Below are 16,498 nucleotides of genomic sequence, written 5' to 3'. Positions count from 1 at the left end.
TGGATCGAGGTGGACTGGAAGTGTCCCTTGGTGGATGTTCCGTACCACATCGAGTCGTTGGCGGAACCGGGTCCGTACCACAGCACGTCCCAGAAACCGTCCCCGTCGAAGTCGCCGTTCACGGGGGTGTAGGTGCCGTTCACGGTGACGTCGGCGGCCTTGGAGAACGTGGTGCTGCGGTCACCGCTTCCGTACCAGATGGCGTCCGGGTCCGCTCCCGGCCCGTACCACAGGACGTCGAACGTTCCGTTGCCGTTGAAGTCGCCCACCACGGGCGTGTAGGTGCCGTTCACTTGGATCGAGGTGGACTGGAAGTGTCCCTTGGTGGATGTTCCGTACCACATCGAGTCGTTGGCGGAACCGGGTCCGTACCACAGCACGTCCCAGAACCCGTCCCCGTCGAAGTCCCCGGACACCGGCACGTAGGTTCCCGAAACCCCGACGTCGGACCCCTTGTTGAAGTTCAGGTCCCTGTCGCCCTTGCCGTACCAGATGGCGTCCGGAGCGGCACCGGGGCCGTACCACAGGACGTCGTCCTTCCCGTCGCCGTTGAAATCGCCGGCGACGGGAACGTAATCCCCGCTCACCTCGATGGAGCGCGAAGTGAATTCCCCTTCCACGGACGTTCCGTACCACAGGCTGTCGTGACCGGAGCCCGGCCCGTACCAGAGCACGTCCTTGAAGCCGTCTCCGTCGAAGTCTCCTGACACCGGCGTGTAGCTGCCGTTCACGGTGACGTCGGCGGCCTTGTGGAACGTGGTGCTGCGGTCGTTCCTTCCGTACCAGATGGCGTCCGGATCCGCTCCCGGCCCGTACCACAGGACGTCCGTCCTGCCGTCCCCGTTGAAATCGCGGACGTGCGTGCCACTGCCGCTCGTGCCGCACGCCGCTGCCGTGAACGAGGTGCCGCTCCAGGTGCCGTTCCCGCCGTCCGGCCCGTCGGCCGTGAGGTTCGGCGCACCGCAGATCCGTGCGTCGTGCGCGGAGTCGAACGGCATGCCTCCGTCGCCGTTCGCCCAGCAGCCCGGCGAGGACCAGATCTGGAGGTGGAGGTGGGAGACGCCCATGTTGCCCCGCTGGCCGGGCGCGGCGACGGCCCCCACCGATTGCCCCGCGTCGACCCTGCCTCCGGTGAGGGCGCTGTCGATGTGGGTGAGTGCGATGCTCCGGCCGTCATCGGCGTTGATGCACAGCGTCCCGGTCGAAGCGCCGTAGGAGGAGACGGTTCCCCCGAGCGGCGCCCGGACGTTCCTGCCCGAGGCCGAATCGTCGCACCCGGACCCGGTCAGATCGAGGCCGTACCGGGACGTCCCGGTGTGCGAGACGCTGCCGTCGTAGCCCTGGCAGACGTTCCACGAGCTTCCGATGTCAAAAGGGGAGGCCAGATCCCCGTCTGCTGCCTGTGCGGAACCCGCGCCCCCCACGATCCCGCTTGCCGCGACGGCCAGGGCGACCGAGATGTTCCGCAGCCGCAGGATCGTTCGGGGGCGCGCCCGGTGTAGATCGGTCAAGGAATGCTCCATGGGTGATGTCACGATGCGGGTGGACGAGGCGCCGGGAGGTCCCCGATCCCGTTCCCCTGCGGGGGGCCCTTCTCCGCGGACTTCCTGAAGTCCGGTCGCGGACGCCGCCTCGTCCGGGTGCCCACCGTTTCACCGCTTCCCGAGCGGTGGTGCGAGAATCGGAGGAACGGAAAAGAGGATTTCCGTGCGAGGGTTCATTCTTTTGGGCGGGCGTGTGCCCATGGACGCCCGGGGAGTCCCGCGTGCTCCCGGGCGTCGGCCGGCGAGCGCGTCCGCCCCGCGAGGTCGAACGGCAAGGGGCCGCCCCTGACGCCCCTGCCGAGCAGCGGGGCGTGGTCGCACCTGCGGGACCCCCGCGGATACTCGTCGGATGGACGGAACAAGCACTTCCTGGGTCAACACCACGCACGACTGGGCCGGCACCGTGGACGTGGACCACCTCGCGGGGATCCGTCAGGAGCCGACGCGGTTCGCTCCGGGCGGGCCGGGACACCTCCTCCTCGAAGTCATCGCCTATGCCGCTGACGAGGCGGCGGGTCGGGGCGGCGGACGGTGCGTGGTCACGCTGCATTCCGACGGCTCCGCGTCGGTGGAGGACGACGGGCGGGGCACCGACACCCGGGTCGACGGGCACGGTCGGGTGGTGAAGAAGCCGGTCATGGCCACGAAGGACCTCCGGTTCTTCGACCTGCCGGAGGCGGAACGGCTTCCGGACGGACATCCGCGTCGCGGGATGTCCGTCGTTGCGGCGCTCAGCGAGCGGCTGGTCCACACCAACCGCCGTCTCAACGGGTCCTGGGTCCAGCACTACGCGCACGGCGTGCCGGTGACCGACCTGGAGCCCGTCGAGTCCGACGGGACCACGGGAACCTGCGTCCGCTTCCTGCCGGACGAGGGCCTGCGTGCGCAGGGGGCGTTCACCTCGGACGATCTGGCGCGATGGTCCGGGCACTGGCCCGAGCTGACCCTCCACATCGAGGACCGGCGTGACGGCGGGGCCGATCGGGTCGCTGGTCGAACCGGTCCCGCACGCGGAAATCCGTCCGGCTGAGGGGCGGTGTCGGACCAGAACGGCGTGGCGGGCCCCTGCTGGCCTCCGTCCCGGCCCTTCGCCCGCGCCGGTTCGGCGGGGACCCGCGGACGCCGGGCGCACTGACGGGGCCCGCGCCGTCCCGGGTGCGCGGCGAGCGTCCGTCTACAGGACGGGCTGCGCCGGCGCGGGGCCCAGGGTGGTGGTACCGGCCGTGCGGTGTCCGAGCCCGGTGCGGTACGCGTCGAGCGCCGCCTCCACCCGCCCGGCGCGGCGCAGGAGATCGCCGAGGAGGCGGCACAGGTCGGCGAGGTCGCCCGCCGCGCCCGCCCGTTCCAGGAGGCTCAGGGCGCGGACGTAGTGCTCCTCGGCCGCCTCGGTGTCCCGGGTGTCCTCGGCGATGATGCCGAGCAGTCGGTGTGCCGCCGCCGCGTGGACCGCCCCGCGCTCCGGAGACAGGCCGCCGAGCACTTCTCGAAGGAGCTCCGCGGCCTCCCCGGAGCGACCGCGCCGGTGCAGCACATCGGCGAGCTCGACGGAGACCTGGCTGCTGTAGAGGGTGGCGCGCCGCGCATCGAGCATGGTCATCGCCGCACGCAACTCCTGCTCCGCTCTTTCGAGTTCACCGTTCTGGGCATACACGTAGCCCCGCATCCAGCGGCAGTTGGCCAGTTCGGTGCGGATCTTCAGTTGCCGGTACATCTCGGCGGCCTTCGCGAGGGAGGCGTCCGCCTCCGCCGTCCGTCCCTCGGCGAGCAGGGTGCGTGCGACCGAGCGGTGCATCCGGGCGATCAGCGCAGGGTCTCCGGCCTGTGGTGCGAGGGCGAGCGCGAGTTCGGCGGCCTGGGCCGCGCGGGCCTGGGCCCCCATGTCCATGTAGGGGCCGATCAGGGCGGTGTGCAGGAGGAGGAGTGCATCCGGATCGTGCAGGCCGGCCAGGTTGATCTCGTCGAGGGTGGACTCCAGGAGGTAGACCGCGTAGCGGAGTTCGCCGGCCAGGTAGTGGGTGACGGCCCGACCGCGGCGCGCCGGCACCCGCGCCGGCAGTGAGGCCTCGGCCAGGGTCCGCTCGGCCTGCTCGAAGTGCTCGCGGGCGGCCACCAGGTCCCCGGTGTCGAGGCGGCACTCGCCGAGGCCCAACTGCGCCGCGGCGCGTTCGTTGACGAGCCCGTGGTCCATCGCCTCGGAGAGGAGTCCGGTGTACAGGGCCGTCGCGTGCTCGGCCTCGCCGTCGGTCAGGGCGCGTTGGGCTTCGGTGAGTCGGAGGCGCAGGGCGGTGGCGAGGTGCGCGGGCCGTCCGGTGGCGAGTTCCTCGAAGGCGACGCCGAGTCGGTCGGCGAGGTGGTGCAGCGCCTCGTCCGAGGGGCGTACGCGGCCGGCCTCCAGGGTGGAGACGTAGGCGGGCGTGTAGGAGGGCTCGGCCACCTGTCTCTGTGTCAGACCGCGTTCGCGGCGCAGTCGCTGCACCCTGCGGCCGATGGTCTCGGGGTCGTCCCGCTTCGCCATGCGCTCCATGATGCCAGTGCCCTTCCGTGGTGCCGGTGGTGCTGCCCGCTCCTGACGGTCCGCACGCCCCTCGATCGCGCTGCCCTTTCCCGGGGCCTTGTGCCTCCGGCGGCCAACCCCCTAGCTTAAGCGGCTACTTAAGCACAATTAACTCACTGCTTGAGAGAGGTCGTCGTGCTCAGAAACGGACGTGCCCGCACGCGCTGGGCCACCTTCGCCGCTGTCGCCACCGCCGCACTGCTCGCCGGCGCACCCGCGGTCGGGGCGGCCCCGGTGCCCGCCGCCGCCCCCGACCCGGTGGTGGCGCACCAGGTCGAGTACTTCGAGGGGCCTGCAGCCGAGCCCCGGCACAAGGAGGTCCCGGAGCGGGTCCCCGCCCGCATCGCCCGTCGCGGGACGCCCGTTGCCGCATCGCCCGTCGCGGCCCTCCAGGAGACCGGGCCGGTCTCCGGACGGCTCGACCTGGTGGTCATGGGCGACGGGTACACCGCCGACCAGCAGGCCGACTTCCACGCCGACGCACGGGCCACGCTCGACGCGGTCTTCGCGATCGAGCCGTACGCGAGCTACCGCGGCCTGTTCAACGTCTGGCTGGTCGACGCCGCCTCCGCCGAGTCGGGCGTCTCCGGCGACCCGACCGCGGACGTCGTGCGGAACACGGCGCTCAGTTCCTTCTTCTTCTGCGAGGACACCGAGCGGCTGCTCTGCGTCGACACCGCGAAGGTCACCGCCTACGCCAACCAGGCCCCCGCCTCCGACATCGTCTTCGTGATCGCCAATTCCGCCAAGTACGGCGGCGCCGGCTACAGCTTCTCCACCCCGCCGACCGGAGCGACGTACCACGGCATCGCCACCATGTCCTCCGACAACGCGCAGTCCTACCTCATAGGCGCCCATGAACTAGGCCACTCGATAGGACTGCTGGCCGACGAGTACCAGTACGCCGGCTACGGCGCCTATCCGTACCGCTCGTCCGCCAGCGCCAACATCTCCGTCACCGCCGACCTCGGCACGCACAAGTGGTACCGCTGGCTCGGCGAACCGGACCCGACCGGTTCGCCGGTGGCGACGTACGAGGGCGGCGACTACTACGAGACCGGCGTCTACCGCCCGACCGCCACCTCCCTCATGCGGACGCTGGCGTCGACGGAGTTCAACCTCGTCGGACGCGAGGCGATGATCGGGGGCTTCTACGCCCATGCGGACGCTGCGACCTCGACCGTTCCGAGCGGTACGCGGATCAAGGCCACCCAGGTGCTGGACGTGCGGCTCGCTCCGCTGGGCGGCCTCGCCGACCTGCGCCTGACCTGGTCCGTCGACGGGAAGCAGGTCACCCGGGCCACCGGGCTCCTGTCGGTGACCCCTGCCGAACTCGGCGCGGTCCGCAGCGGCCAGCGGGTCACGGCCACGGTCACCGACACCACGTCCGCCGTCCGCGATCCCGAGGTCCGCGCGGAGACCGTCAACTCGCTTTCCTGGCGCGTGCGCTGACGGTCCGCAACCACCCGGCGATCGGTTGCCGGCGCACGGGGGCGGGGGGTTTCGACGTGCCCCCCTCCTTCCCCGTTACCCATCGGTAGGCAATGATGGCCGCGAGACCATCCACACGGCCGGGGGCTGGGACACGCGGTGAAGAGCTTCGACGAACGGACCAGGGTGCACGCCTTCCGGGACGACGCCCTGGGGGAGTACGACGCCGTCGGGCTCGCCGCGGCGATCCGGCGGGGCGAGGTGGGCGCCGCCGAAGCCGCTTGGGACGCCGCGGAGCGGGTCCGGGCCGTGGAGGAGCGGCTCCGCGCCGTCCAGGTGCACGCCGACGCCCCCGTGCCCGCTCCCGGGGCCGGGGGAGCCTTCGCCGGGGTGCCGACCTTCGTCAAGGACAACACCGACCACCGGGGGCTGCCGACCGGACACGGGAGCGAGGCCTTCACGCCCGCCCCCGCGCGCCGGCACGCCCCCTTCACCCGTCAGTTCCTGAGCAGCGGCGTCACGGTGCTCGGCAAGACCAGGTTGCCCGAGTTCGGTTTCAGCCCGACCACGGAGTACGAGCACGCCGAACCCGTCCGCAACCCGTGGAACACCGAGCACTCCGCAGGCGGTTCGTCCGGGGGCAGCGCGGCCCTCGTCGCCGCCGGAGCGGTGCCGATCGCACACGCCAACGACGGCGGCGGCTCCATCCGCATCCCCGCCGCCTGCTGCGGACTCGTCGGCCTCAAGCCGACCCGCGGTCGCGTCGTGCCGAACGCCCAGAGCCGACGACTTCCCCTGGACCTGGTCGCCGACGGCATCGTGAGCCGTTCGGTGCGGGACACCGCGGCCTTCCTCGCCGCCGCCGAGGCCTACCGCCCCCATCCGAAGCTGCCGCCCCTGGGACTCGTCGAAGGGCCCTCGGGGCGACGACTGCGGATCGGGTTCCTGTTGGACTCGCCCAACGGAGTCGCCGCCGACTCCGTCACTCGGGCGGCGGTCACCGACGCGGTGGCCGCGCTCGAACGCCTCGGCCACGCCGTCGAGCCGGTCGAGATGGCCATCGACCCCCGCTTCACCCACGACTTCCTCACCTACTGGGGAATGCTGTCCTTCCTCCTCGGAACCACCGGCCGCACCCTCGGACCCGACTTCGACCGGCGCCGCATGGACGCCCTCAGCCGAGGACTGCGCGCGACCTACCTGGAGAACTGGCGGCACACCCCGGGCGTACTGCACAGACTGAGGAGGACGAAGGAGGCCTACGCGGCGGCGTTCCGCGGCCTCGACCTCCTCCTCACCCCGGTGCTCGCCCACCCCGCACCGCGGCTCGGACACCTCGCCCCGACCGTCCCCTATCCGGAACTCGTCGAACGGATCCTGGCGTACGTCGCCTTCACCCCGATCGACAACGTGGTCGGCACCCCGTCCCTCTCCATGCCCAGCACCAGGGTGACGGACGACGGGCTGCCCGTCGGCATCATGTTCTCCGGCCGTCCGGGCAGCGAACGCACCCTCCTGGACGTCGCCTTCACACTGGAGGCCGACCGCCCCTTCCGACGCATCCAGGACCAGTAGGCCCGGGGCGACCGGACCCGGTCGGGGACCGGGCGCGGCGCGCGTTCGGTCAGCCGCCGCGCCGGACCTTCGCGGCCCTGCGGGCCTCGGCCGTCCTGCGGGCCTCGGCGGCGCGGCGGGACTCGTTCTTGGCCCGTCCGGGGCGACCGGGCACGGTGCCGATGCCCCGGAAGGCGGCGCCGCCGCGCTGGGGGCGCTCCTGGCTCGGCGCGTTGCCGTCGACCGGTACGCCCGAGGGCTTGCGGGCGCCGGTGATCCGGGTCAGTTCGGCCTCGCCGGAACGGACCCGGGTGACGCGGGGCCGGATGCCCGCCTCTGCCATGAGGCGGGCCACGTCCGGGCGTTCCTCGGGAGTGACCAGCGTGACGACGGTGCCGGACCCGCCGGCACGCGCGGTGCGCCCGCCGCGGTGCAGGTAGTCCTTGCCGTCGGCGGGCGGGTCGACGTTGACGACGAGGTCCAAGGCGTCGACGTGGATGCCGCGAGCCGCCACGTCGGTGGCGACCAGGACGTTGACCTCGCCGCTCCGGAAGCGCTCCAGGGTCCGGGTGCGCAGCGGCTGCGACTTGCCCCCGTGCAGCGCCGCGGCCCGCACGCCGCTGCCGAGCAGGTGCTTGGCGAAGCGGTCCACGGAGTGCTTGGTGTGCAGGAACATGATCACCCGTCCGTCGCGGGCGGCGATCTCCGTGGCGGTGGCGAACTTGTCGGCCCCGTGCACGTGCAGGACGTGGTGTTCCATGGTGGAGACCGCGGCGGTCGACGGGTCGACGGAGTGGACGACCGGGTCGTCGAGGTAGCGCTCGACCACCTGGTCGACGTCACGGTCGAGCGTGGCGGAGAACAGCATCCGCTGGCCCCCTTGCGGGACCCGGTCGAGGACCTCGGTGACCTGGGGGAGGAAGCCCATGTCGGCCATCTGGTCGGCCTCGTCGAGGACGGTGGTGGCGATGTGGTCGAGCCGGCAGTCCCTGCGCTCGACGAGGTCCATGAGGCGGCCGGGCGTGGCGATCAGCACCTCGGCCCCGTCCCGCAGCGCGGTCGCCTGCCGGCCGATCGACAGACCGCCGACCACGGTTGCCAGGCGCACCTCCAGCGCGTCGGCGTACGGCGCGAGGGCGTCCGTGACCTGCTGGGCCAGCTCACGGGTGGGGACGAGGACCAGGGCCCGCGGCCTGCGGGCCTCCGCCCGCCGACCGGCCGTGCGGACCAGGAGCGGCAGACCGAAGGCGAGCGTCTTGCCGGAGCCGGTGCGCCCGCGCCCGAGGACGTCACGGCCCGCGAGTGCGTCCGGCAGGGTGGCCGCCTGGATCGGGAAGGGTGCGTCGACGCCGCGGCGGGTGAGTTCGGCGAGCAGCGCGTCCGGCAGGCCGAAGGCGGTGAAGGAGGCGGCCGGCGAGGGGCCGGAGCCGGTGTCGTCCGTGCGGGGCGTGCGGTTCATGCGGCACCTGGTCCGTGGAGGCTCGGAGGGGGGAAACGACGAACTGGGGCCCTCGCCGCACGGGCGAGGACCCCAGCTGTGTCCGACGTGTCGACGTCAGGTTCAGGCGGGGAGGATGTTCTCCGCCTGCGGGCCCTTCTGGCCCTGCGTGACGTCGAAGGTCACCTTCTGGCCTTCCTGGAGCTCACGGAAGCCAGAGGTGGCGATGTTGGAGTAGTGGGCGAAGACGTCCGGGCCGCCGCCCTCCTGCTCGATGAAGCCGAAGCCCTTTTCCGAGTTGAACCACTTCACGGTGCCGTTGGCCATGTCATATCTCCTTCGGGGCGTAGCCCGGGGAGCCGCACCGTGCGGCTCCCGGCGTCGCCGTGATGATTGCCCCGTCCGGAAAACTGCACCGAAAACACATGAAGTGCCTGACGATGTCGAATCGTCGAAGGCACTTGTCAGTTCATTGGGAACCACGACTGCAACTGTCGGCAACTCTAGCACGACGGCGACGGGCCCGCGGCAGAATGTCCGATTCATCACTTCGGGGGGTCCTCATCGCCCGGCGGAGGCCGTGCCGGTGCCGATCGGTGGGGTGCGGTCGGCCGTGCCGCCGGTGCGCCCGCGGGCGTTCCGTACGGTCAGGACGAACGTGACCGTCACCAGCAGTGCCCAGGCGCCGAACTTCGCGAGGGACACCGGTTGCCAGCCGTCCAACTGGTCCGGGTAGCTCCAGGCGCCGACGTACGTGGCGGCGTTCTCGGCGACCCAGAGGAAGAAGCCGATCAGGACGAAGGAGAGGGCCAGCGGCATCCGGTGGTCGCTCTCGCCGACCCGGAACCGGACCCACGAGCCCGCCGTCGCGACCACGAGCAGTGCGGCGAGGACCCATCGGGCGTCCGGTATCCAGTGGTGGCTGAAGAAGTTCACGTACACGGCTCCCGCCAGGACCGCCGTCGTCCGGGGGCGGTAGCCCGTGAGCCGCAGGTCGAACAGGCGCCAGGCCCGACACACGTAGCTGCCCAGCGCCGCGTACAGGAACCCGCCGTACAGCGGTACGCCGCCGAACTTCGTCAGGGCGTCCTCCGGGTAGCTCCACGACCCCATGTGCACCTTGACCAGTTCGAAGACCAGGCCGATGGCGTGGCAGCCGGCGATCACGGCGACGTCCCGGCCGGAGTCCCATCCGAGCCTCCAGGCGAGGACGGTCAGTCCTATGCCGTACAGGAGCAACAGGTCGTAGCGGGCGACCGGCAGCTCGGGCAGCAGGGAGGAGACGGCGATGCCGCCGACGAGCGCGATCGCGAAGGCGCAGCAGCGCGCCTCCAGGACCGCGAAGTGCAGCAACTGGCGAGTGCCGTGGAGGAACGTCTTCATGGCGGAGGGGACGCCGCTGCGCGGTCGGCGGTTCGCGGGTGCCGGGAAAACGGCGGTGCTCCGCACCCCCGGGGGGATGCGGAGCACCGCCGTGCTGGTGGAGCGTGCCGGGGATCAGGCCGCCGGGGCCGGGAAGGTGGGGTACTCCACGCCGGAGACGTGCTGGACGACCCGGATGACCTGGCACGAGTAGCCGAACTCGTTGTCGTACCAGAGGTACAGGATGGCGTTGTCGCCGTCGACCTTGGTCGCACCGGCGTCGACGATGGACGCGTGGCGCGAGCCGACGAAGTCCATCGAGACGGCGTCGGGGGCCGTGGTGAAGTCGATCTGGCGCTTCAGCGGCGAGTGCAGCGAGACGTCACGGAGGTACTCCAGGACCTCTTCGCGGGTGGTCTCGCGGCCCAGGCGCAGGCTCAGGATCGCGATCGAGACGTCCGGGACGGGGACGCGGATCGAGCTGCCGGTGATCGGGGCCTTCAGCTCCGGCAGCGCCTTGGCGACGGCCGAGGCGGCGCCCGTCTCGGTGATCACCATGTTGAGCGGCGCCGAACGGCCGCGACGGTCGGCCTTGTGGTAGTTGTCCAGCAGGTTCTGGTCGTTCGTGAACGAGTGGACCGTCTCCACGTGGCCGCGCAGCACCCCGTACTCGTCGTCCATGGCCTTCAGCGGCGGGACGATCGCATTGGTGGTGCAGGAGGCGCAGGAGAGCACCTTCTCGTCCGGCTTGATCGTGTCGTGGTTCACGCCGTGCACGATGTTGGGCACGTCGCCCTTGCCGGGGGCGGTGAGGACGACCTTGTCGATGCCGGGGCGCAGGTGCTTGGAGAGGCCCTCGCGGTCCCGCCACTTGCCGGTGTTGTCGATGAGGATGGCGTTCTCGATGCCGTGCGCCGTGTAGTCGACCTCGGAGGGGTCGTTGGCGTAGATCACCTTGATGGTGTTGCCGTTGGCGACGATGGTGCTGTTCGCCTCGTCGACCGTGATCGTGCCCTGGAACTGGCCGTGGATGGAGTCGCGGCGCAGCAGCGAGGCGCGCTTCACGAGGTCCTGTTCGCCGCCGCCGCGGACGACGATCGCGCGCAGCCGCAGACCGTTGCCCGAGCCGGCCTTCTCGATGAGGAGACGGGCGACGAGGCGGCCGATCCGACCGAAGCCGTAGAGGACGACGTCGCGTCCGTCGCGGCGCTCGATCTTGTTCTCGCCGGTGGCGCCGGCGACGGCCTCGGCGGTGAACTCGGCCACGGACAGGCCGCGGTCGTCGTTCTTGTACTCGGCGGCCAGCATGCCGATGTCGATCTGCGACGGGCCCAGGTCCAGCGTCGTGAGCGTCTGGAGGAACGGCAGCGTCTCGGTGACCGAGAGCTCCTCGCCGTCGATCTGCCGGGCGAAGCGGTGGGTCTTGAGGATGCTGACCACCGACTTGTTCACCAGGGAGCGGCTGTGGACCAGGACGGTGACGTCCTGCTCCCGGTGCAGCTTCCCGATGATCGGGATCATCGATTCCGCGATCTCCTCGCGGTTCTTCCAACTGGTGAACGAGTCGTCATTGACAGTCACAGGAGTATCTTTCGAGCTAGGCGGCGCTCATATGGTAACCCCCGGCTGCTTTGGCCCATCAAGGGGTGCCGAACGCCGGGAAAGCCACCCCGGGGGTCGGCGCCGGAGGCCGCCGAGACGGGCGCGGGGCGGCGTGCGGCGTCCGGCCCCGCTCCGACCCGCCCGGACATCCGCTCGGACCGCTTCCCCGCACGCGGCGGACCGGTGTGCCGGCCGGTCCCCGCCCCTTCCCTTCCCCTGCGCCCCCGCTCCTGCGGGGTCGGTGCCGCGGCACGCGGTCCGCGGATCAGCCGAAGGCGAGGCTCCGGAAGGCGTCCCTGACCCGGGTCAGGGGGCCGGGGTCACGGGTGAGGCGGAGCCGGTTGGTGAGCAGGACGGCCCAGCGGCCCCGGCCGGGGGAGACCCAGAGGCCGGTGCCGGTGAAGCCGAAGTGCGCCCAGACGTCGTCCGTCGGCTCCGTCCCGGGTGCCGGGTGCCAGAACAGTCCGCGCGGCGGGAGCAGCCGACCGGTTCGGACGCGCAGCGACGCCGCGGTCCAGTCCGCGGAGAAGGTGCCGGGCACCGGGGCGAGCAGCTGCCTCAGGAACCGGCCGATGTCGTCGACGGTGGTGAAGACCCCCGCGATCCCGCAGGCGCCGCCGAGGAGCCGCGCCGAGAAGTCGTGCACCGTCCCCCGGAGCGGGGCGCCGCTCTCCTCGTCGTGTTCGGTGGGCGCGCACCGCGCCCTGGTCTCGACGGGCAGCGGTCCGAAGCGGGTGTCCGACATCGCGAGCGGTGTCCAGACCCGGTCCCGGGCGAGCCGGGGCAGGGGCTCCCGGGTGAGGTGTTCGGTGAGGTAGCCGAGGATCAGTGCCGCCCGGTCGGTGTACGCGACGGCTTCGCCGGGGCGGTGTCGCAGCGGCTCGGCGAGGACGCCGTCCCGGACGTCCTGGGGGTCGGAGCCGTACAGGTGCCGGAGGTTGGCGCGGAGCGGCAGGCCCGCGCTGTGGGTGAGCAGGTGGTGCGCCGTGGCGCCGGCCAGCGGCCGTCCCGCGGCCTCGGGCCAGTAGGAGCCGAGCGGGGCGGTCAGGTCGAGCTTCCCGGCGTCGACGATCGTCCCGACCACCGCCCAGACCGCGAGGATCTTGGTGAGGCTGGCGACGTCGAAGAGGGTGTCGGGCCGGGTCGGTTCGTCGGGGCGCGTCGGGTCGAGCGGTCCGACCGCACCGGAGGAGAGGGTGGCCCGGGCGTCGCCCACGGCCCATGCGGCGCCCGGGTACGTGCCCGCGCGGGCGGCACCGTCCAGGAGCCGCTCGAAGGGGTCGCTGAGCTGTGCCAAGGCCTGCCTCCGACGGGGGTCCGGGGCGGTTCGGTGCGCACCCGCCGCAGGGCTGACGGGCCGCACTCCGAAGTCATGCCCCGGCCGTACCGGAAGACACCCTTCCGTCCGTGTCGGTCGCGGCTCTAGCCGTTCTCCCCGGTGGTCGGCTCGCAGGTCACCTCGTCGCGCGGGGTGTAGTGCGTCTTGAAGGTCTCCCGCTTGACTTCGGTGCCGCCGTTCTTGAAGACCCGGTCCACCGAGATGTCGAAGCCTTCGAGCGGAGGCTGCGGCACGCAGGCCGCACCGGTGCCCTCCCGCTTGGAGGGCTGCGTGATGTGGGTGTGCGGCCCGGCGACCGCTTCCACGGAGTCGTACTTCTTCGTCCCCAGGAAGCTGACGGTCACCGAGGAGTCGGTGGCGCTCGCCTTGATGTAGATCGGCTTGCCGGTGTCGTTGCGGAACTTCAGGTCGAGCGAGCCCCAGGCGACGGTCGCCTCGCGCCCGGCCGGGTACCGCTCGATGTAGAAGGAGTGCGCGCCGTACTCGACGGGCTTCACCCCGGCGAAGAACATGGCGTTGAAGACGGTGGTGGCCATGGCGGACACGCCGCCGCCGGGCGCGGAACGGTACTGCCCGTCGAGGATCATGGTGCCGTCGACGAAACCGTTCTCCGCAGTGCGCTCGCCCACGGTCTGGTTGAAGCTCCAGACGGCGCCGGGCTGCACGAGGGAACCGTTGATCAGCTCGGCCGCCCGGCCGATGTTCGTCGTCCGGTACGGGGCGGTGGGGAAGTCCACCGTGAACGTCGACATCTGTTCGGTGATGCCGAGGCGGGCCAGCGAGGCGGGCGTCAACGCGGGCTCGGTGGCCTGGGTGGTCACCGGAGCCGTGCGGGCCGCGTCGCCCGATCGGGTGAGCAGGGGGCGCACGGCGTCGCCGAGGGCCTTCGCGGTCACCTGGTGGCCGGGTCGGCCCGCCGACTCCACCACGACCTTGCCGTCCCGCACTCCGAGGGACGGCTCCACCGGTGCGCCGGTCAGCGCGGAGAGCGGCCGTGCCACGTCCGGATCGCGGAGCAGGGCCTGCTCGTCGAGGGAAGCGGTGAGGCGCCCGTCCTCGTTCTTCACGGTGAGGTGGTCCCCGAGCGTCGAGGGGGAGATCCGCAGTCGCTCGCCCCCTGCCGTGAGCGTCACCGGGCCGGAGACCGCGGGCTTCGCGTAGGCGTTGAGGAAGCGGTTCACCTCGGTCGCGGGCACCTTCGGCTCGGTGACGCTGACCGGCAGCGACACCGGGCCCGCGCCCGTGTCGACGGGGTAGGCGGCGCTCAGCGCCTCGGCGGCCCGCCCGGTGTCCAACGTCCGGCCGACCACCGGTTGGGTCGCGACGGCCTCGCCCGCCCGGAAGGCGACGGAACCCTCGCGGACCGCCCGGTCGTTGGCCTCGGCGAGCTCGGCCACCGCGGCCCGCGTCTTCGTCGCGTCGCGGGCGAGCACCGGGCTGATCTCGCGCTCCCCGGAGGAGAAGAGCCGCCCGATGACGGTGAGCGGGGCGCGGGACGGGTCGGCCGCCAGGTCGACCGTCTTCGCCACGTCCACCGTCAGGCCGGCGGACGCCGGGTCCACGGTGGTGTCGTGGTCGCCGACCCGCACCGGTATCGGTGCCTTCCACGACGCCGGGGCCGCTTCGGTGAGCGCGGCCTCGGCCTCGGCGCGGCTCATGCCGCCGATGTCCACGCCGTCGACCCGGGTGCCGGCGGATATGTCGTCGCCGGTGGCGAGGAGCCCCGCCACGTACAGGCCGCCCGCGGCGACGGCGACCACGCCCGTCGCGAGGGCCGCCGTCCTGAGGTGCGGACGGCGCCCCTCGCGGGGCGTCGGGGCATGGTCGGTCCTGGAGCGGGGCACACGCTCTCCCGTGGCGTCGAGGATGGGGAATCCACTCGACGGTACGCCGAAAGAGTGTTTTATGCATATAAAACTGTTTTGACCTGCGGGGATACGTCACGGGTGCGCCATGCGACGGAGCGTGACGAGGTGCGGCAGCGGCCTTGCCCTGTGCCGGGAAAGGGAGCCGGGTGCGAAGGCGGGCCGCCCCGCTCGCCCCTCCGCCCCGACCGCCACAGGATGGGCCCATGATCTTCATCGCCGTCCGCTTCACCGTCCGCCCCGACCACGCCGACCGCTGGCTCGACCTGGTCGACGACTTCACCCGCGCCACCCGTGCGGAACCCGGCAACCTCTTTTTCGACTGGTCCCGCAGCGTGGACGACCCGCACGTCTTCGTCCTCCTGGAAGCCTTCGCCGACGCCGACGCGGGTGCCGCCCACGTCGCTTCCGCCCACTTCACGGCCGGGCTCGCGGCGATGGCCGGAGCCATCTCCACCACCCCCGAGATCATCAACGTCGAGGTTCCGCAGCAGGGCTGGGGAGCCATGGCCGAGTTGGCCCCGACCGACAACTGAACGGCCCCCGCCGGGGCCCCGATGCGCACCGCCCCGCCTGATAGGTTCCCGTGGAACGAGTGCGGGGCGGCGCCCCGGGGGAGGGCGGCACATGGCGGCGAGCGGGCGGCAGACCGGCAGACCCACGCTGGAGGAGGTCGCGGCCCGGGCCGGCGTCGGCCGCGGCACGGTGTCCCGCGTCATCAACGGCTCCCCGAAGGTCAGCGAACGGGCGAGGGCCGCCGTCGAACGGGCCGTCGCCGAACTGGGCTACGTCCCCAACCGGGCCGCACGCGCCCTCGCCGGCAGCCGTACCGACGCCGTCGCGCTGGTGATCCCCGAGACCGAAACCCGCCTCTTCGCCGAGCCCTACTTCCTCGACATCATCCGCGGGGTCAGCACCGAACTCGCCGTCGCCGACAAGCAACTCCTGTTGACCCTCGTCCGCAGCGAGCAGGAGCGGCAGCGCTTCGAGCAGTACCTCGCCGCGCAGCGCGTCGACGGCGTCCTCCTCGTTTCCGTGCACGGTGACGACCCCCTCCCCGACCAGGTCCGCGCCCTCGGCCTGCCCGCCGTGCTCAACGGCCGTCGCACCGAGGCCGAACGCGTCGCCTTCGTCGACTCCGACAACACCGGAGCCGGTCGGGCCGCCGTCGCGCACCTCGCGGACCGCGGCCGCCGCACGATCGCCACCATCACCGGACCGCTCGACATGTACGTGGCGCGGTGCCGTCTGGACGGCTACCGCGAGGGCCTCACCGGGGCCGGGCGCGCACCGGACCCGACGCTCGTGGCCCACGGCGACTTCACCGAGGAGGGCGGTCGGCGCGCCATGCGCGAACTCCTGGACCGCAGGCCCGACCTGGACGCCGTCTTCGTCGCCTCCGACGTGATGGCGGCCGGCGCGCGGAGCGTCCTGCGCGAAGCCGGCCGCCGGGTTCCCGAGGACGTGGCCCTCGTCGGCGTCGACGATTCGGTGGTCGCCCGTCACATGGACCCGCCGCTGACGAGCGTGCGTCAGCCCATCGAGGAGATGGGGCGCACCATGGCGCGCATGCTCCTCCAGGAGCTCGCCGAACCCGGCGACGCCGACGAGCAGCCCCATCGGGTGCTGCCCACCGAACTCGTGGTCCGCGCCTCCTCCTGAGCACCCCGCGTCCCGACCGGCCGCGCCGGCCCGACCACGGCCGAGATGCAAGCGTCCCGGGACCCCCGGACAATGGACTCCGTACGGTCTCCGTATCCGCGACCAGGACGCTTCCGACGGCGTCCGACCGGCAAGGGGGCGGTCGAC

General features: G+C 72.0%; 13 protein-coding genes. 5 read left to right on the top strand and 8 right to left on the bottom strand.

The features are described from left to right. Window positions 1–1,511 (bottom strand): FG-GAP-like repeat-containing protein (locus tag ACFW22_RS02230; protein WP_386397540.1); only part of this gene is annotated, 1,511 nt, incomplete at its 3' end. A gap of 382 nt (window positions 1,512–1,893) precedes the next feature. Between ACFW22_RS02230 and ACFW22_RS02225 the strand changes: the two genes are divergently transcribed. Continuing rightward, the gene (locus tag ACFW22_RS02225; protein WP_386397538.1) at window positions 1,894–2,574 is read left to right on the top strand and encodes an ATP-binding protein; all 681 of its coding nucleotides are present in this window, start codon (window positions 1,894–1,896) and stop codon (window positions 2,572–2,574) included. Window positions 2,575–2,718: 144 nt separating this feature from the next. Here ACFW22_RS02225 and ACFW22_RS02220 read toward each other — a convergent pair whose 3' ends face one another. Further along, complete coding sequence (locus ACFW22_RS02220; protein WP_386397535.1) at window positions 2,719–4,059, bottom strand: helix-turn-helix domain-containing protein; 1,341 nt, start codon at window positions 4,057–4,059, stop codon at window positions 2,719–2,721. A gap of 174 nt (window positions 4,060–4,233) precedes the next feature. Between ACFW22_RS02220 and ACFW22_RS02215 the strand changes: the two genes are divergently transcribed. Together ACFW22_RS02215 and ACFW22_RS02210 are read left to right on the top strand one after the other, a co-directional pair. Then, entirely contained in the window at window positions 4,234–5,550 is a 1,317-nt protein-coding gene (locus ACFW22_RS02215; protein ID WP_386397532.1) for a M64 family metallopeptidase, read from the top strand. A gap of 138 nt (window positions 5,551–5,688) precedes the next feature. Beyond that, the gene (locus tag ACFW22_RS02210; RefSeq protein WP_386397530.1) at window positions 5,689–7,104 is read left to right on the top strand and encodes an amidase; all 1,416 of its coding nucleotides are present in this window, start codon (window positions 5,689–5,691) and stop codon (window positions 7,102–7,104) included. Between the two features lie 49 nt (window positions 7,105–7,153). Here the strand turns inward: ACFW22_RS02210 and ACFW22_RS02205 are convergent, their stop codons facing one another. The 6 genes from ACFW22_RS02205 to ACFW22_RS02180 all read right to left on the bottom strand — a co-directional run bounded on the left by ACFW22_RS02205 (window position 7,154) and on the right by ACFW22_RS02180 (window position 14,668). Next, window positions 7,154–8,542 (bottom strand): DEAD/DEAH box helicase, encoded by a 1,389-nt coding sequence (locus ACFW22_RS02205; RefSeq protein ID WP_386397527.1) that lies wholly within the window; start codon window positions 8,540–8,542, stop codon window positions 7,154–7,156. A 102-nt stretch (window positions 8,543–8,644) separates the two neighbouring features. Then, window positions 8,645–8,848 carry a cold-shock protein gene (locus ACFW22_RS02200; protein WP_015031667.1) on the bottom strand — a complete coding sequence of 68 codons (204 nt, stop codon included), beginning with the start codon at window positions 8,846–8,848 and terminating at the stop codon, window positions 8,645–8,647. Between the two features lie 234 nt (window positions 8,849–9,082). Beyond that, the gene (locus ACFW22_RS02195; RefSeq protein ID WP_386397524.1) at window positions 9,083–9,904 is read right to left on the bottom strand and encodes a DUF817 domain-containing protein; all 822 of its coding nucleotides are present in this window, start codon (window positions 9,902–9,904) and stop codon (window positions 9,083–9,085) included. Window positions 9,905–10,018: 114 nt separating this feature from the next. Then, a complete protein-coding gene (locus tag ACFW22_RS02190) occupies window positions 10,019–11,464 on the bottom strand; it encodes a glyceraldehyde-3-phosphate dehydrogenase (RefSeq protein ID WP_386397522.1) in 1,446 nt (481 codons plus the stop codon). A 286-nt stretch (window positions 11,465–11,750) separates the two neighbouring features. Then, window positions 11,751–12,782 carry a serine hydrolase domain-containing protein gene (locus tag ACFW22_RS02185; RefSeq protein WP_386397519.1) on the bottom strand — a complete coding sequence of 344 codons (1,032 nt, stop codon included), beginning with the start codon at window positions 12,780–12,782 and terminating at the stop codon, window positions 11,751–11,753. A 125-nt stretch (window positions 12,783–12,907) separates the two neighbouring features. Then, window positions 12,908–14,668, bottom strand: coding sequence for a VanW family protein (locus ACFW22_RS02180; RefSeq protein WP_386397516.1), 1,761 nt, complete (start codon window positions 14,666–14,668; stop codon window positions 12,908–12,910). Between the two features lie 227 nt (window positions 14,669–14,895). Between ACFW22_RS02180 and ACFW22_RS02175 the strand changes: the two genes are divergently transcribed. Then, on the top strand, window positions 14,896–15,225 hold the full coding sequence (locus tag ACFW22_RS02175) for a putative quinol monooxygenase (RefSeq protein ID WP_386397514.1): 330 nt from the start codon (window positions 14,896–14,898) through the stop codon (window positions 15,223–15,225). Between the two features lie 91 nt (window positions 15,226–15,316). Next, window positions 15,317–16,351, top strand: a complete 1,035-nt coding sequence (locus ACFW22_RS02170) for a LacI family DNA-binding transcriptional regulator (RefSeq protein ID WP_386397511.1) — start codon at window positions 15,317–15,319, stop codon at window positions 16,349–16,351. Window positions 16,352–16,498: the final 147 nt, after the last annotated feature.

Source organism: Streptomyces sp. NPDC058872, assembly GCF_042743065.1.
Classification (GTDB): domain Bacteria; phylum Actinomycetota; class Actinomycetes; order Streptomycetales; family Streptomycetaceae; genus Streptomyces.
This window is presented reverse-complemented; position numbering and strand designations above follow the sequence as displayed.